General features: G+C 71.6%; 17 protein-coding genes and 1 other RNA gene. 2 read left to right on the top strand and 16 right to left on the bottom strand.

Annotation, left to right across the window (positions count from 1 at the left end; genetic code table 11):
• Window positions 1–62: 62 nt before the first annotated feature.
• The 6 genes from rnpB to IPL89_12775 all read right to left on the bottom strand — a co-directional run bounded on the left by rnpB (window position 63) and on the right by IPL89_12775 (window position 8,131).
• An RNA gene (rnpB, locus tag IPL89_12800) (RNase P RNA component class A) lies at window positions 63–460 on the bottom strand.
• A 29-nt stretch (window positions 461–489) separates the two neighbouring features.
• Window positions 490–4,116: a S8/S53 family peptidase gene (locus IPL89_12795; GenBank protein ID MBK9064053.1), complete on the bottom strand. Its 3,627-nt coding sequence runs from the start codon at window positions 4,114–4,116 to the stop codon at window positions 490–492.
• Window positions 4,117–4,165: 49 nt separating this feature from the next.
• Window positions 4,166–4,777, bottom strand: coding sequence for a DUF4126 domain-containing protein (locus IPL89_12790; protein MBK9064052.1), 612 nt, complete (start codon window positions 4,775–4,777; stop codon window positions 4,166–4,168).
• 1 nt (window position 4,778) lies between these two features.
• A complete protein-coding gene (locus IPL89_12785; protein ID MBK9064051.1) occupies window positions 4,779–6,284 on the bottom strand; it encodes a DUF4388 domain-containing protein in 1,506 nt (501 codons plus the stop codon).
• 43 nt (window positions 6,285–6,327) lie between these two features.
• On the bottom strand, window positions 6,328–7,398 hold the full coding sequence (locus IPL89_12780; GenBank protein ID MBK9064050.1) for a hypothetical protein: 1,071 nt from the start codon (window positions 7,396–7,398) through the stop codon (window positions 6,328–6,330).
• Window positions 7,388–8,131: a GIY-YIG nuclease family protein gene (locus IPL89_12775; GenBank protein MBK9064049.1), complete on the bottom strand. Its 744-nt coding sequence runs from the start codon at window positions 8,129–8,131 to the stop codon at window positions 7,388–7,390. Before IPL89_12775 ends, IPL89_12780 begins: the two co-directional genes overlap by 11 nt.
• Window positions 8,132–8,277: 146 nt before the next feature.
• Between IPL89_12775 and IPL89_12770 the strand changes: the two genes are divergently transcribed.
• Window positions 8,278–9,009 (top strand): hypothetical protein, encoded by a 732-nt coding sequence (locus IPL89_12770; GenBank protein ID MBK9064048.1) that lies wholly within the window; start codon window positions 8,278–8,280, stop codon window positions 9,007–9,009.
• 58 nt (window positions 9,010–9,067) lie between these two features.
• Here the strand turns inward: IPL89_12770 and IPL89_12765 are convergent, their stop codons facing one another.
• Genes IPL89_12765 through IPL89_12750 form a run of 4 tightly spaced genes read right to left on the bottom strand, consistent with a single transcriptional unit; the run spans window position 9,068 to window position 13,740 of the window.
• A complete protein-coding gene (locus tag IPL89_12765; GenBank protein MBK9064047.1) occupies window positions 9,068–10,714 on the bottom strand; it encodes an aldehyde dehydrogenase in 1,647 nt (548 codons plus the stop codon).
• 10 nt (window positions 10,715–10,724) lie between these two features.
• On the bottom strand, window positions 10,725–11,852 hold the full coding sequence (locus IPL89_12760) for an SDR family oxidoreductase (GenBank protein MBK9064046.1): 1,128 nt from the start codon (window positions 11,850–11,852) through the stop codon (window positions 10,725–10,727).
• A gap of 21 nt (window positions 11,853–11,873) precedes the next feature.
• Complete coding sequence (locus IPL89_12755; GenBank protein MBK9064045.1) at window positions 11,874–12,662, bottom strand: aminotransferase class IV; 789 nt, start codon at window positions 12,660–12,662, stop codon at window positions 11,874–11,876.
• Window positions 12,655–13,740, bottom strand: coding sequence for an anthranilate synthase component I family protein (locus IPL89_12750; GenBank protein ID MBK9064044.1), 1,086 nt, complete (start codon window positions 13,738–13,740; stop codon window positions 12,655–12,657). The genes IPL89_12755 and IPL89_12750 overlap by 8 nt, the downstream gene beginning before the upstream one ends.
• A gap of 109 nt (window positions 13,741–13,849) precedes the next feature.
• Here IPL89_12750 and IPL89_12745 point away from each other — a divergent pair, with 109 nt between their 5' ends.
• Window positions 13,850–14,293 carry an acyl-CoA thioesterase gene (locus IPL89_12745; protein ID MBK9064043.1) on the top strand — a complete coding sequence of 148 codons (444 nt, stop codon included), beginning with the start codon at window positions 13,850–13,852 and terminating at the stop codon, window positions 14,291–14,293.
• 17 nt (window positions 14,294–14,310) lie between these two features.
• Here the strand turns inward: IPL89_12745 and coaD are convergent, their stop codons facing one another.
• The 6 genes from coaD to IPL89_12715 are packed head-to-tail and all read right to left on the bottom strand — an operon-like array spanning window position 14,311 to window position 22,168.
• Window positions 14,311–14,901 carry a pantetheine-phosphate adenylyltransferase gene (coaD, locus tag IPL89_12740; GenBank protein ID MBK9064042.1) on the bottom strand — a complete coding sequence of 197 codons (591 nt, stop codon included), beginning with the start codon at window positions 14,899–14,901 and terminating at the stop codon, window positions 14,311–14,313.
• Window positions 14,793–15,662: an ABC transporter permease gene (locus tag IPL89_12735; protein MBK9064041.1), complete on the bottom strand. Its 870-nt coding sequence runs from the start codon at window positions 15,660–15,662 to the stop codon at window positions 14,793–14,795. Before IPL89_12735 ends, coaD begins: the two co-directional genes overlap by 109 nt.
• Window positions 15,659–16,627 (bottom strand): ABC transporter permease, encoded by a 969-nt coding sequence (locus IPL89_12730; GenBank protein MBK9064040.1) that lies wholly within the window; start codon window positions 16,625–16,627, stop codon window positions 15,659–15,661. Before IPL89_12730 ends, IPL89_12735 begins: the two co-directional genes overlap by 4 nt.
• A gap of 23 nt (window positions 16,628–16,650) precedes the next feature.
• A complete protein-coding gene (locus tag IPL89_12725) occupies window positions 16,651–18,234 on the bottom strand; it encodes a hypothetical protein (GenBank protein MBK9064039.1) in 1,584 nt (527 codons plus the stop codon).
• Complete coding sequence (locus tag IPL89_12720; protein MBK9064038.1) at window positions 18,231–20,444, bottom strand: hypothetical protein; 2,214 nt, start codon at window positions 20,442–20,444, stop codon at window positions 18,231–18,233. The genes IPL89_12725 and IPL89_12720 overlap by 4 nt, the downstream gene beginning before the upstream one ends.
• Entirely contained in the window at window positions 20,441–22,168 is a 1,728-nt protein-coding gene (locus IPL89_12715) for a hypothetical protein (protein MBK9064037.1), read from the bottom strand. The genes IPL89_12720 and IPL89_12715 overlap by 4 nt, the downstream gene beginning before the upstream one ends.
• Window positions 22,169–22,171 lie beyond the last annotated feature (3 nt).

Raw genomic sequence — 22,171 nt, 5'->3', positions numbered from 1 at the left:
GCCTCCTGATTGAGAGGGGATCTCGATCGTCAGGATGACACGGAACGCGCGGGGAGAGAAATGACTCGGGCCGGACGATAAGCCGGATTCTGTGACCGGTCGGCTCGCGCCTTCCGGCTGGCGGTCATTCCTCTAGGCCCGTCCTTCCGGACGGGCTCGAGCGACCGACCCGGTGACGTCGGCGTGAGCCGCGAGGGCGGGCGCCCCTTCCGTCACCCTATTTGGCCTTGCTCCGCGTGGGGTTTCGCCTGCCAGTTCCGTTGCCGGAACCGCGGTGCGCTCTTACCGCACCTTTTCACCCTTACCTGCGCCTTGCGGCGCGTCGGCGGTTTGTTTTCTGTGCCACTTTCCTTCGGGTTGCCCCGACCGGGATTTCTCCGGCACGCTGCCCGCTGGAGTCCGGACTTTCCTCCCCTCCTTCCGCCGAGGCGTCAAGAGCGGCGACCGCCTGTCCGGCCCGAGTCGCGGGCAGTCTACCGCGAGGCGCCCTCAGTTCACGACGACCATCGGGACGTACGACCCGTCGGACGTGCGCGAGCCCGCCGTCGGGCCGTCGTTCACGACGCCGTAGGCGACGAAGTCCGACGTTCCGGAGGAGGGCCGGATACGCGCGAAACCGTGCGTGATTCCGGCGTCGACGAGGATCGTGTTGAACTGCGTCCATTGCCCGCCCGCGAGCGTCACCTTCTTCGTGAGGACCGGCTCGGTCGCGCCCGTATCCGCATCGAAGACGTCCACGACGTACTCCACGCCGGCGGAGTCGCCGGCTCGCGCGTCCGCGATCGCGAGGTTCGTGCGCGCGTCGGCGTCCTGCCTCAGGCCGTAGACCCACGCCTCGCCCTTCGCCCGCGCGGACGCGCCGACCGCGGGATACGCGAGCCCGAAAGTCCCGCCGACGGCCGCGTCCGGGTTCGGGTTCGAGGTGCGCGCGAGCGCCGGCGCGCCCGAGACGAGGAGCGTGCCGCCCTGGTTGCCCGTCGCCGGGATCGCGAGGCCGAGTCCGCGGAGGTACGTGATCGCGTTCGGCAGGACGAGCTGCTGGCGCGCGGCAAGCGTGGCCGTCTTCGTGCCGGAGCCCGCGCCCGAGAACGCCGTCGACGCCGTGTACGTCAGAGTCACCGTGACCGCGCTCGACGTCGGATTCGTCAGGGTCAGGTCGCTCGTGTAGTGCGGCGCGCCCGGGAGGTCGAGGACGATCGGGATCAGTCCCTCCGTCGCGTTCGCCGGGAGGAAGCTCCCGTCCGACGTGCCTCCGCCTGCCGCGGCGCCGTCGTTCACGATTCCGTACGCGATGAAGCGGTCGGATCCGGATGTCAGCCGGACGCGCGCGTAGCCGTTCGCGACCCCCGTCGGTGCCAACGTGAGGACGCGGTTGAACTGGAAGAACTGTCCTGGCTGGAGGACCTGCGTGAGCGGCGCGCCGGCCGGCGCCCCGCTGTCGCCGTCGTAGATCTGGACCTCCAGCGCGACCGGGCCGGCCGTCGCGCCCGAGGCGGCGCCGGGTGCATGCACGAGAGCGAGGTTGGAACGGTACTGGGAGTTCTCCCTGAGGCCGTAGATCCAGGCTTCGCCCGTGGAGGCTCCGCCCGTCACCGACGCGGCCGAGAACGTCCCGAATGCACCACCGACGGAGGCGTTCGGGTTGGGAGTCGACGTGCGCGAGCCGACGAACACGGTGAGGGGATCGGACGCGCCGACGAACGTCGCGAACAGCGTCCCGAGCTTCGCGGACCCGTCCGACGGAAGCGAATAGCCGTTCGCATTCAGGAACCCGATCACGTCCGCCACGGCGAACTGGCGGCCCGCTCCGAGCGAACGTGCGATCGTCGGCCCGGGCGTCGCGGGCGCGGGCGTCTGGGCGAAGCGCAGGAGGAGCGTGGCGTCGGAGGTTCCGCGGTTCACGGCGACGAGGTCCGACGTGTAGTGCGACCCTCCCGCTCCGAAAACGTCGAGAACGACGGGAGCCTGGACGCCGGGTCCGGACGGAGGCGCGGCAGGCTGCGCGCCGACGGTGACGAAGAGCGAGACGCGCCGGACGACGGCGCCGGACGACGCGGCAAGCGTGAGCGTGTACGTGCCGGCGGCCGTCGAGGGCGCGGCGGCGAGGGTCAGGAGCGCGTTCTGCCCGCGCGAGACGATGCCCGTCCCGGGCTCGTCCATCTTCGAGGGGCTGAAGGAGGCCGTCAGGCCCGCCGGCAGGCCCGCGAGCGTGAGCGTCGCGACAGCGTCGGCAGCGACCGCGGACTGTGCGAGCGAAGCCGTGACGGTGACCGGCGAGCCCGCTTGAACCGACGCCACCGCCGGCGCGGCCGACAGCGCGAGGTCGACGCCCGACACCACGGGCGACGCGATCGCCGCCGCCAGGGCCGTGACGTCGGGCGAGCCGAGGCCCGTCGCGGCGTCGTAGCCGGGGCCCGCGTCGTAGCCCGTGACTCCGGGGACGGAGTTCGATCCCGCCGTCACGTCGCGGAACGGGCCCGTTCCCGGCGACGCGGCCCCGGACGTCCCGTACTGGGTCTGGCCGAGCGCGTACAGGAGCGGGTTGAGGTTGCCGAGGCGCGATCCCGCCCTCTGCGACAGGAGGGCCGCGATGCCCGCGAACGCGGGGGAAGACGCAGAAGTGCCGTAGACGCGCGCGAGACCCGATGCGCTCCCCGAGCCGCCCAGCACGATGTAGTACGGCGTGTGGCCGGCCCCGGCGACGGAGACGTCCGGCACGGCGCGGCCCGTTCCCGCCGGAACGCCTGCGACGTTCTGCCAGGGCGGCCGCGCGAAGAGCACGCTCACGCCGCCACCCGTCGCCGCGAGGCCCGAGCCGGCGCCGCTCTCGTTCCACGCGCCCTCGGGGATCGCCCCCTTCGCGGACTTCTTCGTGACGGGGTCGTTGGTCGAGCTCCAGTACGCAGCCGGGGCCGACGTGTCGAGGTACTGCGTCCCTCCGACGCACGTCGCGTACGGCGAGGACCCGAGGCCGTTCACGGAACGGGTCGTGCCGGTCGTCGCCGAGAGGCCCTCGCAGCCCGCGGCGCCGCTGTCGCCGGACGCCACGAAGGACGTCATCCCCTGCGCCGCGGCCTGCGCCCAGATGTTCGTGTAGAAGAGCGTGTCGGAATCGACGAAGTCGTTCTCGCAGGCCCCGTAGGACAGGTTGAGGACGTCGGCGATGTTGTTGTTCACCGCGTACAGCGCCGAGAGGTCGACGCCGTAGGACGGGAGGGTCGTCTTGGACACGACGAGGAGCACCTGCGCGGCCGGCGCGACGGCGCCCGCCCACTGGATGTCGAGGTCCGCCTCGATCTCGTCCCCGTTGATCCCGGCGTCGGGTCCGTTCAGGACGATCTGCGGGTCGTTCGCCGGCAGGCCGAAGTACTGCCGGAAGAACCGTGTGTCGGCGACGGTCACGTTCGTCTGCGCGAGGACAGCGATCTTCCGTCCCGCGCCGTTGATCCCCGCCGCGGCGAGAGCGTCGATCCCGTAGATCGTCGCGAAGTCCGCGGGCGCGAGGACGTGGCGGCCCGAGCCGTCCGTGTACGCCGGGGTCCGGCGCGCGAGCGCTCTGCGCCGCGGGAACGAGTTCAGGGACAGCAGGCCCGCGGTGCGGCGCGCGAGGCCGGCCGGCAGCCGCGCCGGGCGGACGTTCGCGACGCGGATCGCGCCGTCCACGAACACCTCGCGGAGCTCGGTCGCGAACGCGCGCTCGACGTCGGCGGCCCGCCCGGAGAAGAGAAGGGCCGTGCGGCCCGCGGGAGCGTCCTCCACCTCGAGGCCGTTCGCCTCGAGGTGGGCGCGGAGCGCCGCGACGTCGGCCTCGGGGGCGCCGAAGCGGCGGCCGAATTCAACCGGCGTGAGCCATCGCCTGAAGTCGGGGGAGGACGGGTCCTGCTGCGATTCGAGAAGCTGCTCGAGACCGGCGGCGTCGCGTGCGGGCAGGACGAGGATCGCGCGCGTGAAGCGGACGTCGCCGTCGAGGCGCCCCACGTCCACGGATCGGGAGACCTCGGCCGGCACCGGCGCGACGCCCTGGAGGACGTCCTCGGGACGCACGGCGACCGCCGTGGCCGTCCCGAGGAGCAGAACGGCGGCGGCGGTGGTCAGGAGCGGGAGGCGGGACTTCATCGCAGGTTCCTCCGACGGGAAGTGCACGAGGCGTGCCGGGCCTGACGGGTCAGGCCGGCGGCGTGGGTTCCGGCCGGGTGCGGCGCCTCCCGAAAAGGTCGAGGAAGCGCGCCATCCGGGGAACCGTTAGGACGAAGAGCAGGCCGATTGCGATCACGACGACGAGCGCGACGAGCGGCAGAAAGATCGAAACGAGACTCTGGAGGAACGCGACGACGTCCTCCGCAAGCGACAGTCCCGCGTTCGCGACGCCGAACGTGACCGCCGTCGACGTGAGCCGCGTCGCACTCTTCACGAGGTGCGACGCGAGCGCGACTCCCCCGCCGGCGCCGCCCGCCACGACGTTCAGCGCGGTCGATCCCTCGGCCTGCACCGCCGCGATCGCGACGAGCGCGCCGACGAGCGGGCGCACGATCGAGTGGAGCAGATGCCAGAAATGGTCGAGTCCCGGAATCTTGTCCGCGAAGAACTCGAGAAGGAACAGCACGGCCGCGACGCCGAGCGCGGGCGTCGAGGCGAGGAGGCGTGCGATCGCGCCGGTGTAGTCCTCGGGAAAGAAGCGCGCCATCGCTCCGTAGACGAGGAGGACGGCGTAGGAATTGAGGCCGGCCGCGGCCGAAAGGCCGAGCCCCGTGCCGAAGAGCTGCGGGAGGCCGTTCATCTCAGGACTTCCCGTTGATCTCGGCGAGCGCCTGCTGGGCGCGCCGGTTCACGGGATCGAGACGCATGACCTCTTTCAGGGCCTTCACGCGCTCGGGAGCGTTACGCTCGTGCGCACAGGCCTCGGCCAGCTCCCACCAGAGGTCGACGCTGTCCGGCATTTTCTTGACCGCGCGGCGCATCGTCTCGGTCGCCTGCTTGATCCACTTGGGGTTCTTGCGCTGGATGCGCGAGAGGAGCACCCAGTACTCCTTCTGCTCCGGGTCGAACTCGACCGCCTGCCGGATCATTTCGTAGGCCGGGAAGTAGTCCTCCTCCTCGTAGAGGGCCTTGGCGCGCACGTAGTTCTTGCGCGCGATCTCCTTCTGGACCTCGACGGTCGGCTCGGTGCCGGGCAGGGCCACCGTGTCGCCGTGGATCTCCTGTGCGCGGTCGTACTGCGCGCGGCTCTCCGGTGTGCGGAAGGCGCGTTCGGCCTCCCGGACGCGGGCGAAGAGCGCCTCGAGCGCATCGCGGTCGTCGCCGAGGTGCGCCTTGAGGTGGTGGTCGGGATGGAACAGACGCGCCCGCTCGTGAATCGCACGCGCGAGCGCCTCCGGAGCGACGTCGCGCTCGACGCCGAGCACGTCGTAGTGGCTCGCCCAATCGAGCCGGCGGTACGTGCGGCGCACGAGGTCGCGCTGGATGTCGGACTGTTCGGCCACGCGCGCCGCTGGCGCGGCGCCGGCCACGTCGACGTTCAGGAGAAGCAGCCCCTCGGGAACTCCCGATTTCTCGATCGTTCGCCCGGGGGCCACGAGATGGACGAGTCCCGTCGCCGCGAGGCGCGCGACGACGCGCTGGTCCGGGTGGATCTGCTCCACGGTCATGGCGCCGTCGATGCGCCCGAGCACCTCGGCCTCGACCGCGGACACCGTGAACGCCTGATACCGCAGGAGGAGGTCCGGCGCGAACACGGGCCGCGCCGCGGGCGAAAGCGGCGTGTTGAGCTGGGCCGCGGGGGCCGGGAGCCGGCGCAGAGCCTCGAGGAGCAGGCCTCCGGTGGGCCGGTCCGCGCGGACCGGCACGACGGCCGCGCTCTCGAGCGGGGACACCGTGAAGACGCCGTTCGTCCAGCGAAACGTCTCGAAGAACAGGCGCTCGGAAAGAGCACGAACCGCCGCGTCCGCCACGTAGTCGGCAACCGCGCCGGATTCCGTGAGGGCGCGGGCGAGGCCGCGTCCGGGCTCGGCGAGCGCCTTCTCGAACGCCGACATGAGAAGGCTCTCGTCGGCGAGGCCGAACGTCCGCAGGAGGTCGCCGACGAGCTGCGCCTCGCGGTTCGAGCTGGCCGAGAGAATCTGGCCCCGGTCGAACCAGAACGTCCGTTCCTCGCCCCGGTACGAGACGAGAAGCTTCGCCGTCGCGCGCTCGCGATAGAGCATGCGGATGACCTCGGCGAACGGCGTCCGCTCGAGAGAGCCCCCCGACATCATGCGATTGCGCGAGTCCGAACGCTCGGAAACCATCGGCGCAAAGTGTAGCAGCGCGAAGGCTTCCGGCCGGGGAGAATCAGCGCGCGGCGGAGCGCCAGCGCGCGATGCGCGCGGCCACGCCCTTGCCCGAGACGGCCGCGAGGGCGTCCTCGCTGGCGGCGAGGACCGCTTCCGAACCGCCGAAGGCCGAGAGAAGCGTCTTCACGCGCGCGGGCCCGAGGCCCGGCACGTCGAGCAGCGGGCTCTCGAGCGCGCGCTTGCCGCGCGCGCGCCGGTGGGACCTCAGGCCGAAGCGGTGCGCCTCGTCGCGCGCGCGCTGGAGCAGCTTGAGGCCGGCGTTCGTCCGGGCGAGCACGATCGGCGCCGTGCGCCCCGGCACGAACACTTCCTCCTCGCGCTTGGCGAGGCCCGCGGCCGGCATCTCGATCCCAAGGCGGTCCAGCGCCGCAAGCGCGGCGGAGAGCTGCCCTTTCCCGCCGTCGATCAGGAGGAGGTCCGGGAGCGGCCGCCGCTCTTCCGTAACGCGCGTGTAGCGGCGCGTGACCGCCTCCGAGATCGACGCGAAGTCGTCCACGCCCTCCCGCTCGATCCGGAAGAGGCGGTATTCGTCCCTCTTCGGCTCGCCGTCCACGAACACGACGCACGACGCGTACGTCTCGGAGCCCTGCAAGTGCGAGATGTCGAAGCACTCGATCCGCGAGGGCCTCGAGGGCAGCTCGAGGGCGCGGGCGAGGGCGAGCGTGGCCTTCTCTCCCCGCTCCCGGACCCGCCGGAACCGGCGCAGGTGGTTCTGGCGCGCGTTGTCGCGGGCGATGCGCACGCGCTCGAAGGCGGCTCCGCGCCGCGGCGTCTTGATGACGACCTTCGAGCCGCGCCGCTCCGACAGCCACGCCTCGAGGGGCTCGAGGGCCTCGTCCGGGACGTCGACGGGAAGATGGACTTCCCGCGGCAGGAAGCCGGACCCGACGGCGTCGTAGTACTGCGACAGCAGGGCCACCCAGAACTCCTCGGCGTCCGGCTCCCCGATGCCCTCCCAGAAGAACTCCCGAGAATCGAGAATGCCGCCGCCGCGCACGAGGAGGACCGAGACCGCCAGATTCCCTCCATCGAAGAAATCCCCGAATACATCAACATCCTCACCCGACACCGACTGGACGCGCTGCTTCTCCGCGAGCTCCGCCGACCGTGCGGAGGCAGTCGCGGTAGGCGGCCGCCATCTCGAATCGCTCGGCGTCGGCGGCGGCGCGCATCTTCTCCTCGAGCCGCGGGCGCAGCTCGTCGTTCCGCCCCGAGAGGAAAAGCAGGACATCCTGCACCGCGTCCGCATACGCCTCGGCCGTCGTGAGGCCCGAGACGCACGGCCCGAGGCAGGCGTGCATGTCGTAGTAGAGGCAGGGCCGCGGGAGCTTGCCGTCGATCTCGATGCGGCAGGTGCGGATCTGGAACATCCGCTGCACCATCTTCATCGCGCCGCGGCACGTGCGGGCCGGGAGGAACGGGCCGAAGTAGCTGTGGCCGTCCCGGAGGACCTTGCGCGTCACGAGCGCCCGGGGCCAGGCCTCCCCCGTCGTGACCTTGATGTAGGGGTACGTTTTGTCGTCGCGGAGGACGATGTTGTAGCGCGGCCGGTTCTTCTTGATGAACGCGTTTTCGAGCGCGAGCGCCTCGCTCTCGGTCTTCGAGACGACCGTGTCGATGGAGGCGAACTCGGCGAGGAGCGCCTCGGTCCTCGGGTGCTTCGGCCCGGCGTGGAAGTAGGACGCGAGGCGCTTGCGGATCGAGCGCGCCTTGCCGACATAGAGGATCTTTCCCGCGGCGTCCTTGTAGAGGTAAATGCCAGGCTGGTCGGGATAGAGGGAGAGGTCCGGGGGGGCGCCCACCCCGCGATTCTAGGGAGGCGGGCAAGGACGGAGGGTTCAAGCTGAAGAATTGGCTGGCGGACGCGGCCGTCCCGCCGTATTCTGTACACGAATACCCCGTTGCACGGGGGCAGCGTTCCCGTGTCCAAATACAGCAGGAGGAAAGAATGAAATCTACCCGGTTCGTCATGTTCGTCGTCCTCGCGGTCGCCCTGTGCGTCGCGGGCGCCGCGGTCGCGCAGACCGTCGTCAAGTCGGAGATCAAGTCCGGCCTCGTGATCGGCAAGACCGATCACTCCGTCATCGTCAAGGGTGACGACGGCGTCGTCCGCGAGTACCAGGTCCCGGCCGGCCGCACCGCCATGATCGACGGCAAGGAGACGGGCCTCGCCGATCTCAAGATCGGCACCACCATCTCCGCAGTCTTCAACACGGTCGAGAAGCCCGTCGAGGTCAAGACGACCACGATCAAGAACGGCGAAGTCGTCAAGGTGCAGGGCGCCAACCTCACGACCAAGGAGGCTGACGGCTTCCACAACTACGTCGTTCCGAAGGGCTTCAAGTTCAACGTCGACGGCAAGGAAACCAGCATCGAGAACCTCGGGCCCGGCATGAAGCTCAACGCCACGATCGTTCACACCTCCACGAAGATGGAGACCGAAGTCCAGCGTGGCAAGGTCGCGGGCGCCGCCCCGGCCGCCCCGGCCCCGGCTCCCGTCGCGGCCGCCCCGGCCCCGGCTCCGGCCCCCGTCGTGGCCGCGGCTCCGGCCCCGGCCCCGGCTGCTCCTGCCAAGAAGAAGCTCCCGAAGACCGCCAGCCCGATGCCGCTCGTCGGCCTCCTCGGTGGTCTTTCCGTCGCGGCCGGCGCGGGCCTCCGCGCCATCCGTCGCCAGAGCTAGTTCAGGCTTCTCCGGTTCCACAAGCGGCCCTCCCGGAAGGGGGGGCCGCTTTTTTCGTTCAGAACATCTTGCCGAGGCGCGTCGCGAGCGTCGACACCTTCACGTAACCGAAGAAGCGGCCGCTGCCGAGCAGGCCGAGCGCGTCGGGCAGCTTCGTCCGGGGGTCGTTCGAGTAGAGCGTCCCAAACGCCCTCTTCGTGAAGGCGTGGAACGCGGAGTCGTACGGGTACCACCACGGCATCGCGCCCGAGTTCCCCATGTCCACGCTCACGTGTTTGATGTTCACGAGCTCGTGGAGGCCGAAGGCGGCGTGACTGCGCCCGACGCCCGACTTCTTGACGCCGCCCCAGGTCGCCGTGGGCTCGCCGAACGAGAACAGGTGGTCGTTGATCGTCACGGTGCCCGCGTGGAGCTCCTCGGCGAGGCGCCGCGCCGTGCGCCGAGAGCGCGTCCAGCCGGACGCCGTGAGACCGAACTCCGACTCGTTCGCGAGGCGGATTCCCTCGTCGAGCGTGTCGACGACCATGACCGGCAGGAGGGGGCCGAACGTCTCCTCGTGCATGCAGCGCATCGAGTGGTCGACGTTCGTGAGAACGGTCGGCGGATACCACCAGCCCTTCGCGCGCGGACGCTTGCCTCCCGTGAGGATCTTCGCGCCCTTTGCCTTCGCGTCCGCGACGTGGGCCTCGACCAGCGCGCGCTGCGCCTCCGTGGTCAGGGGCCCCATGTCGGTGGACGGCGAGAGCGGATCGCCCAGCCTCAGCGCCTTTGCCTTGGCGACGACCTTCCCGAGGAAATCCTCGGCCACGTCCTTGACGACGTAGACGCGCTCCACCGAGCCGCAAGCCTGGCCCGCGTTCACGAACGCGCCCCAGACGATCCCGGACGAGGCCCTGTCGAGGTCGGCGTCCGCCGCGACGACCGCGGGGTCCTTGCCGCCCAGCTCGAGCACGACGCCCGTGAGGTTCTTCGCGGCGCGCTGCATGACGCCGATGCCCGTCTCGACGGCGCCCGTGAAGAGGATCTTCGCGATCCCGGGGTGCTCGATGAGGCGGTTCGTGTCCTCGCCGCCCGCCGTCACGACGTTCACGACGCCGGGCGGGATGCCGGCGCGCCGGCAGAGGTCGCCGACGGCGAGGCCCGTGAGCGCCGTCGCCGAAGCCGGCTTGAGGACGACCGTGTCCCCCGCCGCGAGACAGGCGGCGACCTCGACGAACGGGATCCCGAACGGGAAGTTCCACGGGGTCACGATCGCGACGACGCCGAGCGGCTCCAGCCGGTAGGACCCCGACTTGTGCGCGAACAGGATCTGGGCGTAGTCGACCGGGCGCTCCGCGAGGATCGAAGCGGCGTGGCGCGAGAGGTACCGCAGGGTGTCCGCGGCGGGAACGACGTCCACGGCGCGCGCCTCGCCGATCGGCTTGCCCTGCTCGGTCGCGATGAGGCGCGCGATGTCCTCGTGAGACTTGCGGACCTCCTCGAGAAGGCGCGCAAGGAGTTTCTGCCTCGCCGTCACCGGCGTCTTCGACCACGAGAGGAACGCCTTGCGGGCGGATGCGACCGCGGCGTCGATCTCCGCAGGGCCCGCGCGGTAGACGTCCGCGAACGGCTCGCCCGTGGAGGGGTTCACGGCCTTGAACGTCCGGCCGGTATCGACGTCCTGCCCGTCGATGATGGGCTTGTTCGTGAACGCGCGCTTCTTCACGGGCGCGCCCTCAGATCATCGCCCCGCGCGTGATCTCGGCCCGCTTCTTCTTCCAGAACGCCACGAGCCGCTGGACGTACGCGCGGAACGGCGGGCACTCGAGGCCGAAGCGCGCGAGGTCCTTCGTCGCCAGCGCGGAGTCGTAGTGCACCGGGTGGTCGAAGTAGTCGAGCGTCTGGCCCGGCATTCCGAGCCACCTCGAGACCTGCGGCGCGATGAAGGCCAGCTTCGCGATCGGCAGGGGCACGGGCACGAACACGAAGGACTTGCCGATCGACTTCGCGAGAAGCTCGGCGACCCCGAGCGCCGTCTCGGGCGCGGGGTCGGTCAGGTGATACGTTTTCCCGATCGCTCCGTCCCACGAGCCGAGCTGCGCGATCGCCTCGAGGACGTAGTCGATCGGCACGAGGTTGACCTCGGCGGCGCCGTTCCCGATGCGCAGGAACGCGCCCGGCGACGGGAGAAGGCTCATTGCGTTCAGCGCGAAGTACGGGCCGTCGAACTTCGCCGTCTCCCCCGTCCGCGAGTCCCCGACGACGATTCCCGGCCGGTAGATCGTGGCCGGCAGCCCGCTCTCCCTCACGGCCACCTCCGCGAGGAACTTCGTCTCCTCGTAGTGGTTTTTGAAGGACTGTCCGACGTCGAGGTCCTTCTCGCGGAACGAACCGACCGCCGTCCCCGAGACGTACGCCGTCGAGACGTAGTCGAGCCGCCGTAGGCCGGGAGCGCCGGCGACGAACTCGAGCACGTTCTTCGTGCCCTCGACGTTGATGCGCATCGCCACGTCGCGGGCCACCGCGAGGTCGTAGACGGCGGCGAGGTGGAAGCAGCCCGTCACCTTCTTCGCGAGGGCCTTCGCGGCCCCCGCCCCGAGCCCGAGGCCCGGGGACGTGATGTCGCCCGTCACGAGCCGTATCCGGCCCTTCGTGTGCGGGTGCGCCGCCGCGAGGGCCGCCACCGACGCGTCGGCAGCGGGCAGGAACTTCTCCTGGACGAGGCACTCGAACGAGGCCCCGGGCCGGAGCTCGAGAAGGCGCGGAATGAGCCGGGCCCCGATGAACCCCGGGAATCCGGTGAAGAGGATGGTCCCGCCGGTGGAGCGTTCGGAGGCGGGTTTCCGGACCTTGCGCGTTGCCATTTGGAGATGAATATAGTCCCCTCAGAGCGACCGTGAGAGGGTCGGGTCGGCAATGAGCCTCTCCCTGAACGCGCGAATCCGCGCGAGCATCTCCGGCGGCTGCGCGCAGGGCCTCCCGTCCAGCGACAGGAGGGGCGCCGCCGTCGTGAGCGAGCCGAGCAGGACGGCGCCGGCGCGCAGGTGCTCCTCCCCGATCGGAGAGACGGCGGCCAACCCCTCGAAGAACGCGGCGGCGGTGACGCTGGGCAGCACGCCCTCGGGCGCGAGCACGGGCGTGCCCCCGTTCCACGCCGCGAGCCCGGTCGTGGTCCCTTCGAGATAGCGCCCGTCGTGACCGCGAAACAGGCCCTCGTCGGCGCCGGCCTTCTTCGCGAGACGGCCGCCCTGGATCGCCGCGAAGTAGCTCGTGGACTTCACGCCGGGAGTGTCGCGCTGCAGGTCGAGGGGCAGCGACACCGCGTGCGAGCCGTTCCGGCGGGCGAGCCGGCTTTCGGGGATCGGGAGCACGTAGCAGTCCAGCCTCCAGGAAGCCGCGGCGTCGACGTCCTCCCCCGCCGCGAGCCACGTCAGGCGCAGGCCGGACTGCTCGTCGCCGCGCGGTGCGCGGACGTCGAGGGCGGCGCGGGCCGCGGCGTCGAGCGCCTCGCGCGAAGGCGACGGGAGCTCGAGGTGCGCGAGGCCCTTGAGGAGCCGGTCGAGATGGGCGTCCCACAGGACGGCCCTGCGGCCGACGAGGAGCGCCGTCTCGAAGAAGCCGAAGCCCCGCTGGACCGCTGGCGAGTGATACGGAAGGGGCGGGAACTCAGGCAAGGAACGCCTCCATCTCGCGCGACTTGGTGAGCGTCTCGGCCCACTCCGCACCGGCGTTCGAGTCCCACACGATTCCACCTCCCGCGTGATAGTCGACTGTATCCCGGCCGGTGATCGCCGTCCGGATCGCGACGTTGAAGACAGCCCGGCCGTCGCCCCGCACGAATCCGGCGACGCCCGTGTACGCGCCCCGCGCAACCGGCTCCAGGCGCCGGATGAAGCCGAGGGCGGCGCGCTTCGGGGCGCCCGTGATCGAACCCCCGGGGAGCGTGGCCCGAAGTACGTCGGAGAGCCGCGTGCCGGGCGCGAGCCGCGCCTCGACGGTGGACTCCAGATGGTGGAGGTGCGCGAACGTGCGGAGAGCGGCGAGCGAGGTCGTCGCGACGCCTCCCGGAACGGCGACGCGCCCGAGGTCGTTCCGAAGGAGGTCCGTGATCATGACGTTCTCGGCGCGGTCCTTCGCGGATGCGACGAGTCGTGCGCCGGCCGCCGCGTCGGACTCGGCCGAGTCGCCCCGCGGCGCCGTGCCCTTGATCGGCTTCGTGACGGCCCGCCCCGCGCGGAGGTCGACGTCCAGGAACAGCTCCGGCGAGTTCGAGACGACGGCCCAGTCCGGAGACGCGAGCGTCACGGCGTACGGCACCGGGCTCTTCGCGTGGAGCTCGCGGGCGAGCGCGAACGGATCGACGCGCGCGGCGAATCGCGTGCGGTACGACAGGTTCACCTGGTAGACGTCCCCGCGGGCGATGCCGTCACGAATGTCCGCGACACCGCTCGACCACTCGTCCGAGGAGAGCGAGCGCTGCGCGCTCGCCCGTTCTTTGAAGGTGAAAGAGGGGAATGCAGCGGGAGGCGGCGGGTCGCGGCGGGATGGCGCGGCCTTCCGGGTGTCGAAGACGAAGAATTCTGCGAAGGGAAGAAAGTCGTGGGGGCGCACGAGAGAGGTCGAGCCTTCGACCCACACGCCCGCCTCGTAAGAGATGAATCCGGCCGCAAGCAGGTGTCGGTCGCCGCTCGAGGCGACAGAATCCAACGCGGCGAGGACCAAGGGCAGCTGCTCTGCGCTTTCGGCGCGCACCCTCTCCTCTTCACCTTCAAAGAAACTCTTCTCTTCTCCCCCCTCCCCCGGTCCCCATCCGTTTCCGGCGAACAGCACCCTTGCCGACACGTCGGCTATTCTGCGCGACATGCCCGACGAGAAGCCGGACGAACCGAAGGGTCCCGCGGTTTATTGCACCCTCGCGGTGCGCTACGCCGAGACCGACGCCCAGCGCGTCGTCTACCACGGCAACTACATCGTCTGGTTCGAGGTCGGCCGCACGACCTACTGCGACCGCGTGGGCTACCCGTACGCGCGGATGGAGGCCGAGGGCATCTTCATCACCGTCGTGGACGTCCGGGCGCGGTATCGGAAGTCGGCACGCTACGGCGACGTCGTGACCGTGCGGACGCGCTGCTCCGAAATGAAGAGCCGCGGCTGCGCCTTCACGTACGAGGTGCTCCTCCCGGACGGGAGCGTCGCCGTCGAGGGCGAGACGCGCCACCTGTTCCTCGACGCGGGCGGCCATCCGCGGACGGTCCCGCCCGGCATCGCGGACGCGTTCCGCGCGTTCATGGGGCCTGCGGCCTGATTCGGCCGCCGCGCGGATCAGCCGTTCGGGAGCTTCTTGAGCAGGGCGCGCCGCACGAGCGGCGGGACGAGGCCCGTGACGTCGCCCCCGAGCTGGTGGACCTGTTTCACGAGCCGGCTCGACGTGTACGAGAGCTCTTCCTTCGGCGTCAGGAACAGCGTCTCGACTTCGGGGCCGAGGCGGCGGTTCATGAGCGCCATCTGGAACTCGTGCTCGAAGTCCGACATCACGCGCAGGCCGCGCACGACGATGCGCGCGTTCTCCTTGCGCATGAAGTCGACGAGGAGGCCGCGGAACGACCTCACGACGACCTTCGGCTCGCGCTTGAAGATCGCGCTGATCATCCGGATGCGTTCCTCGACGGTGAAGAGCGGGGACTTGTCCGTGTTGATGAGGACGGCGACCATGACGCGGTCGAAGATGTGGCAGCCGCGCCGGATGAGGTCGACGTGGCCGTTCGTCATGGGGTCGAACGTGCCCGGGTAGACGGCGGTTTGTTTCACGGGGACGGCAATTGTACGTCCCGTGCCGCCGCGGCGTCTCCGAGCCGGCGCGCCGAGAGGACGAGCAGGAAGAGCGCGGCGGCGGGCGGCAGGACGCACCACCATGCGCCCGGCAGGAGGTTGCGCGCCTCGGCGAGCGCGCGGCCCCACGAGGCTTCGGGCGGGGGCGCGCCGAGCCCGAGGAACGACAGCGCCGCCTCCGTGAGCACGGCCGCGCCCAGTACGTAGGGCAGGAGCGCGAGAGCGGGCGGAAGAGCGTGCGGGAGCACGTGCACGAGAACCAGCCGGGGCGAGGACGCTCCGGCGGCGCGGGCCGCGTCGACGAATGGCGCTTCGCGGATCTTCCGCGCCTCGGCCCGGACGATGCGGGCCGTGTCCGTCCAGCCCGTCAGGGCGATGAGCACGGCCGCGACGAGGAACGACGGCGGCAGGAAAGACGCTCCCGCGACGACGAGGACGAGAGCGGGCAGCGCCTGGACGACGTTGACGAGAAACAGGACGCCGCGATCCGCGCCGCCGCCGGCCCAACCGCCGATCGCGCCGAGGCTCGCCCCGAGGAGGAGCGCGAGCGCGGACGCGAGGAGACCCGCCGCCACCGAGACGCGCGACCCGTGCAGCGTGCGCGCCAGCACGTCCCGCCCGAGCTCGTCCGTTCCCAGGAGATGCTTCCACGAGGGAGGCTGAAGACGCCGGTCGAGGTCCGCGGCGTCCGGATCGAACGGGACCGGCGCCCGAACGATCGTTTCGCCCGTCTTCGTCTCCAGCCAGGGTTTCTCCCGCGCGAAGACCGGAGCGAGGAGCGCGAGCAGCGGGAACAGCGCGAAGAGCGCGGCGGCCCGCCACGTCCGGACGCGGCCGGCGTTCACGCGGCCTCCCCTGCCGGAGCGAGGGGCGCCGCCGCGTCGCGCGTCCGCGGGTCCAGGACGGCCGAGACGACGTCGGCGAGAAACGCGGCGGCGACGACGCAGCCCGCCGAGAGCAGCGTCAGGGCCAGGACCGTCGGGAGGTCGCGCGCGAACACGGCGTCGGCGAGGAGGCCGCCGGCGCCGGGCAGCGAGAACACCCTCTCGACGAGGACGGAGCCCGCGACGAGCGACGGCACGAGAGCGGCTCCCATGGCCGCGAACGGAGCGGCGGAGCGCCGGAGAGCGCGCCGCACCGCCGCGCCGCTCCCCTCTCCGCGCGCACGCCCCGCGGCGGCGGCCGGGTCCGCAAGGGCCGACGCCACGCACGAGCGGACGAAGCGGGCGAGGAACGCGGCGGTCGGAAGCGCGAGCGTCACGACGGGCAGGACGTACCCGCGAAAACCGCCTCCGTCCGAGAAGAGGGGCGTCAGCCGCAGCCAGCCCGAGAAGACGAGCAGCAGGACGAGGCCGAGGACGAAGGACGGCGTCGCGAAGAGGGCGTCGCCGAGCGTGCCCGAAATCCGGTCGAGCCGTCCGCCCGGCCGCCGCGCCGCGGCGATCCCCGCGGTCACGCCGAGAGCGAGCGCGACGAGAAGCGCGGCGAGATTGAGCGTGACGGTCGCGGGCAGAGCGCCCGAGATCCGGGCCCCGACGGGTCGACCGTCCGACAGGGAGATGCCGAAGTCGAAGCGCGCGGCGCGCACGATCCAGATTCCGAAGCGCTCGAGAGGCGGGCGGTCCAGTCCGTACAGGTTCCGGAACGCCGCCAGCGCCTCGGGCGAGACCGCGGACGCGCGGGCGCCGGCCTTCGCGGCCATCGCCGCGGGATCCCCGGGCGCCGCCGCCAGCAGCCCGAAGACGAGCGCGAGAACGCCCAGCAGCGTCAGCAGGGCCGACGCCGCCCGCTTGAGGACGAAGCGGAGCATGGGGGAATGTTACTTGGGGGGCGTCAGGAGATCGGCCGGGAGCCCGCACCGGGCCGCCACGCGGACGCGCCGGGCCAGAAGAGGAACAGCCCGTACGGCGACGTCCGGACTCCCTCGATGCGGCCCGAAACGCCCCACTTCGTGAGCGGCGTGTTCAGGAACGACACGGGCTCGTCCTCGTGGACGAGGCGCTGGACCTCGCCGAGGAGGCGGATGGCCTCTCCGCGGTCGAAGGTGGAACGCAGGCGGTCGAGGAGCGCGTCGACTTCGGGATTCCGGTAGAACGCGTTGTTGAGGCCCGTGGGCGGAACCTGGGCCGAGTGCCACGAGACGCCGAGGTCCGGGTAGGGGTCGAGGTTGAGCGCCGCGGCCCACGCCTCGAGCTCGCCCGCGTCCATCTTCGCGGCGAACGCCGCCCACTCCAGCGGCTGGATCTTCATGTCGATCCCCGCCTTGCGCAGCGACTGCTGGGCCAGCTCGACCATCTGCCGCTGGACGTCGCTCCCCATCCCGAGCGAGAACGTGAACGCGAATCTCAGGTCGCCCCTGTGCCGGATTCCGTCGGACCCCTTGCGGAACCCCGCCTCGTCGAGGAGCGCTTCGGCCGCCCTGGGGTCGTACGGCCACGGAGCTATCGAAGCGTTCCACGCCCAGTGGGCCGGAGGCAGCGGTCCGTTCGCGAGCTTCGCGAGGCCTCCAAAGAGGTTGCGGTCGATGCTCTCGCGGTCGATCAGCATGGTGAGCGCCCGCCGGACGCGCCGGTCCGAGAAGAGCGGCGAGCGGTTGCTCCAGCCGAAGTACGCGTACGACAGCTCGTCGAACGTCACCGCGCGCGGGGCGCCCGGCCTCCCGGCCTTCGTGTCGACGTCCTTCTTCTGGGCGAACGTGAGGCGCATTTCGTCGAGATCGCCCGAGAGCAGGCCGGCGAACGCCGGTGCCGTCTCGGGGACGACGCGAAAGACGACCTGCTCGGCCGGCGCCGCGGGGCCCGAGTACTGCGTGTTGCGCACGAGCGAGAGCGTCCGCCCCGGCTCCCACGAGCCCAGCCGGTACGGACCGTTCGCGAGCGGGCTGCGGTTGCGCGGGTGCGTCGCCAGGTCGCCGTCCTTCCACGCCGCCGCGGAGAGAAGCCAGATGTTGAACGCATCGCGCCGGCCGGCGGAAGGGGTCTTGAAGGTGACCCGTGCCGTGCGGGCGTCGACGGCCTCCACCTTCGCGAGCCCTTCGAAGAACGAGCGCCGCGCGAGCGCCGGCACCTTCGGATCCATCACCGCGTTCAGCGTGAACACGACGTCGGTGGACGTGACGGGCGTCCCGTCTTCCCAGCGGGCGTCCGGCCGGAGCCGCACGGTGAAGACGAGGTGGTCGGGCGAATCCGACACCTCCTCGGCGAGGCCCGGGACGAGGTTCAGGTTCTCGTCGTAGTCGAGAAGGTTCCGCGACAGAAGCGAGACGACGACCTGCTCCGCGTCCGTCGTCGCGAGGATCGGGTTCAGCGTCTTGGGCTCGCCGTCGAGGCGCCGGCGGATCACGCTCGTCTGGTCTTTCCCACGCACGCCGCACGCGGCGAGGGCGAGCAGCAACCCGGCGGCGGCGAGACGTCTCACGGCCCTTCCACGGATAGCGTCGCGACGTTGCCGGCGGCGTCGACGACGCGCACCGCGAGCACGGACGGTCCGGCGGGCTTCGCCACGCGGAACACGAAGCGCTCCACGGGCGAGTCGGCGGCGCCGTCCTCGGCCTGGAGAATCCGCCAGCGGTCGGCGTTCACGGACGCCTCGGCCCTGACGACCGGAGAAAGCGCGTCGGTCGCCAGAATGTGAAGCTCGATCGCGCCGCCCTCTTCCCTGCGGCTCTCGAGCTTGACGACCGGCGGCGTGTTGTCGACGAGAGCGACGCCGCTCTCCTCCGAGGCCGTGAGCGCCTCGCCCTCGGGCTGCGAGAGGCGGTCGGAGGCCGTCACGCGGAAGCGGTAGCGGCCGTCGGCGAGGGCCGTCGTGTCGAACGACAGGAACGACTCCTCGACGTCCTTGCGCACCAGGAACCACGGCCCGCCCTCGCGCCGCGCCTCGACCTCGTAGCGCAGGACGTCGCCGTTCGGGTCGACGCACTTCCACGTGATCGTGCGGTAGCCCTTCCGCCAGAGGCGGCGGCCGGGGCCCTCGGACGAGGCCGCGTCGCGCGGCTGCTCGAGGCCCGCGAAGATCCCGTTCTCGTCGGGGTTCGTGACCGAGAGGACACCCGCGCCCGGCGAACCGGCGCGTCCGAAGACGACGCCCGGCTCGAGGACGGCGACGTTCTCGAGAACCGGCCGCGCGTTCCTCTCGGCGTACGTCATGTCGATCCGCTCGACGGACGGAGACTCGCCCTTCGCGTTCGGCGAGAGGTCGGCCTTCCACTGGAAAAAGCGCGCGACCGGGAGCTTCGCCTCGCCGGCCGGGCCGGCGGGAACCCAGGCCGACCACGTCGCGTCGGGCTTTTCGCTCGTGCCCGAACGCACCGAAAGCGCCACGGACGAGCCGGTGGGCGTCACGCCTTCCCAGCGGACCCGGCCGAACGTGGACAGGCGCACGGCGTCCTTCACGGCGGAGACGAACGATCCGGGCACCGCTGCGCCCGCGGGCCGCAGGATTCCGGCGGCGCCATTCGTCACGGCCGCGAAGGCGCTTCCCGCGGCCGGAGCCGAGACGACGAGCTTCTCCCCCGTCTGGGAGAGGAGGCGCACCGCGCGATCCTTCCAGGCGTAGAGCCGGCCGCGCGGTCCGGTCGCCACGAGAAGCGAGCCGCTCGCGGCGTCGAACCGCAGCGCGAAGACGGCCTCGTCCGGGAACGTCCACGCGGGCTCGACGAAGCCGTCGGGCGCGATCGCGACGATCTCGGAGTTGTTCGCGGAGGACACCGTGGAGGGCGGGCGCGCCGCCGCCGTCGTGGCGGCGATCGAGACGCTCCCCTTCGGAGGCTCCTCGACAGGGCCCGGCGCCGGCGTGGGCGTGGGTGTCGGCCTCGGGCGCACGTCGGACGCCACCGCCCGGCCCGCGGAGGCGTCGGTCTGCGACGCCGCGGCGTAGAGCACGCCCCTGCCGTCCAGAGCGAGGCCGGTGACCTCGGGCCGGGAGAAGTCGTGCAGGGTGCGCGCGCCCTTCGAGCCGATCGCGACGACGAGCCCGCGGTCGGACGTACCGGCGTAGACGGTCCCGTCGGGCCCGGCGAGCAGCGTCCGCACGTGCACGTCCTCGATCTCGTGGAAGAGCTCGAGAGCGCCCGCCGCCGTCTTGCGGTAGACGCGGCCCTTGTTGCCGGTCCCGACGTAGAGCGTTCCATCGGGGCCGAACGCGAGCGCCCAGATCGCGGCTTCCTTCGGGTCGGCGAGAACCGTCCCGGCCTTCGCCGGGTCGCTCTCCTTCGGGTTCACGCGATAGATCTTTCCGTTCGGCGACGACGCGCAGACGACGGACCCGTCCGGCGCGACGGCGACGGCCGTGAGATTCGGCTCGGGCGCCGTGAAGAGCAGCGTCACGCCCTTCACGTCGGAGACGTAGAGCCGGCCGAGGCCTCCGCCCGTGGCGACGAAGACGCGCCCCGAGGCGTCGCCCGCCGCCGCGAAGACCGCGGCGTCGGCGCCGTCGGCCGGCCACGCGCGCGGGGACAGGGGCGGCGCGAGAGTGAGACGGCCGTCCGCGGAGACCGCGGTTCCCTTCGCCTCGCCGGAGAGGAAATCCCGGGCGCCCGCCGTGATGGCGACGCGCGACGTGGCGGCGAAGAGCGGGAGCGCGGCCGCAGCGAGGGCGAGCGCGAAGCTGGCGAGGAGTCGTTTCACGAGCGCGGCCTTTCGATCTCGACCTCGATCCGGAGGCTTCCGGCCACGGGGCGGTCGAGCGTGAGGATGTCCTCGGCGAGGAGGCGGGACGAGACGGCGGAGCGGCTCGGGTCGGCCCCTTCGCCGTCCGAGAGGATCGCGGCAGCGGACGGCGGCAGCGCCGTCAGCGTGGCGCCGCCCGTCGTGGCGCCGCGCGAGGGGACGAGAAGCGTCGCCACGAGCCGGTTGGCCGGCAGCAGGCGCTCGACCATGCGTCGCAGGCCGGCGAGACTCCGGGGCGGCGCCGGGTCGAGCGCGATCCGCGCCGCGGACGTCGAGGCTCCGTCGGCGATCACGAGGGTGGCGCGGCCGTCGGGCGCCTCGCGCGGGACGCGAAGCGTGACGACGCGCGTCTCCTCCTCGCCGCGCCGGCCGGCGAGGCGGACGCTCGCGGTGAGCGTCTGGCCCGGCGCCACCTTGCGGGCGGACACGCCCGCATCCACGATGCGGAAGCGGCGCTCGCCCGGCACGTTCGCGAGAGAAATCTCGACGCCGGAGATCTTCGGGTCTTCGAATTCGTTGTCCACGACGAGGCCCCCGAGCGCGATGGTGGTGAGGATCGCGATCTCCCGCGCGCGGGGGCCGGACAGGACGTCCTCATAGACGAACGGACCCGCCGCCGTGCCGATCGAGAGGCGCAGCGACACGGTCTTCTGGGCGGGAGTCGGGTCGTTCAGGACGAGCGCGACGTCCGTCGACATGGCGAGCAGCAGCGGAAAGATGGCAGGCGCGGGCGCGACACCCCAGCGAAGCTCTTTCGCCGGCCCGCCGGCGGCCTCGAGGCGGAAGCGCACGGGGACCATCGGTGCGACGCGGTCCATCCGGCCCGAGACGCCCGGGTCGCGGTCGCTCGTGAGCCGGTACGCCGGCGCGCGGGGCGAGGCGAGCTTGAAGGACATCATCGAGCTCGCGAAGACCTCGACGACGTCCGTGGTGGCGACGGGGAGCTCGATCTCCCCCATTCCGAGGAACGGATGGCCGAATGCGACGAAGGTCCCGTCCGGAGCGACGCGCGTGACCGTGCCCGTCGCGCCGAGCTGGAGGTCGCCGTCGAGGAGGAACGCCGTGAGCGCGCCTCCGTTCACGAGCTTTTCGGGCGCGGCCGCCGTTTCCGCCGCGCGGCCGCTCCCTCCCGCGCCGCCCGCGGACGCGAGAAACGCTGCCGGGAGGCCGAGCCGCCCGAGATCTTCGGCGAAGCGCGAGAGCGTCGCGGACGGGAGCCCGGCCGAGACCGGAGCGAGCAGGGAGGAGGCCTCGCGCCCCGCGGCCGGCCGGTACGCGGCGGAGATCTTCGCGAGCGCTGCGACGCGCTCGTCGGGCGGAAGGCCGTGGGCCGCCGCGAGGGCGTCCCACGCGGCGGCCGAGGACGACGTGGCGCGGGCGCGCGGAGCCGAGAGAGGCGCGCCGCCCGAAACGGACTCGAGCATGTTCTCGATCGGCGTCACCTGTCCGACGGGGTCCTTGCCGAACGCCCACGTCGCCGAGACGGCTCCCGCGAGCTTGCCGTCGAGGTAGACCGGGCTGCCGCTCATGCCCGCGATGACGCCTGTCTTCTCGAGGCCGAGGCCCGAGACCTTGACGAGGATCCGCGTCCGCCCGAGCGTGTTCGGGAGGACTCCGAGCACCTCGACCTCGAAGCGTTCCGGCACGCTGCCCTTCATCACGGTGAGGCCCCAGCCCTTCATCCC

Source organism: Acidobacteriota bacterium, from assembly GCA_016716715.1.
Classification (GTDB): Bacteria; Acidobacteriota; Thermoanaerobaculia; order UBA5066; family UBA5066; genus Fen-183.
The sequence above is the reverse complement of the archived record's forward strand: the minus strand, read 5'-3'. Positions and strand labels throughout refer to the sequence as shown.

What these genes read in the sequence shown, in the direction of transcription:
- IPL89_12795 (MBK9064053.1), bottom strand. Translation starts at nt 4,116, where the DNA reads ATGAAGTCCCGCCTCCCGCTCCTGACCACCGCCGCCGCCGTTCTGCTC.
- IPL89_12790 (MBK9064052.1), bottom strand. Translation starts at nt 4,777, where the DNA reads ATGAACGGCCTCCCGCAGCTCTTCGGCACGGGGCTCGGCCTTTCGGCC.
- IPL89_12785 (MBK9064051.1), bottom strand. Translation starts at nt 6,284, where the DNA reads ATGGTTTCCGAGCGTTCGGACTCGCGCAATCGCATGATGTCGGGGGGC.
- IPL89_12770 (MBK9064048.1), top strand. Translation starts at nt 8,278, where the DNA reads ATGAAATCTACCCGGTTCGTCATGTTCGTCGTCCTCGCGGTCGCCCTG.
- IPL89_12760 (MBK9064046.1), bottom strand. Translation starts at nt 11,852, where the DNA reads ATGGCAACGCGCAAGGTCCGGAAACCCGCCTCCGAACGCTCCACCGGC.
- IPL89_12745 (MBK9064043.1), top strand. Translation starts at nt 13,850, where the DNA reads ATGCCCGACGAGAAGCCGGACGAACCGAAGGGTCCCGCGGTTTATTGC.
- coaD (MBK9064042.1), bottom strand. Translation starts at nt 14,901, where the DNA reads ATGGTGGTGCGTCCTGCCGCCCGCCGCCGCGCTCTTCCTGCTCGTCCT.
- IPL89_12730 (MBK9064040.1), bottom strand. Translation starts at nt 16,627, where the DNA reads ATGCTCCGCTTCGTCCTCAAGCGGGCGGCGTCGGCCCTGCTGACGCTG.
- IPL89_12715 (MBK9064037.1), bottom strand. Translation starts at nt 22,168, where the DNA reads ATGAAGGGCTGGGGCCTCACCGTGATGAAGGGCAGCGTGCCGGAACGC.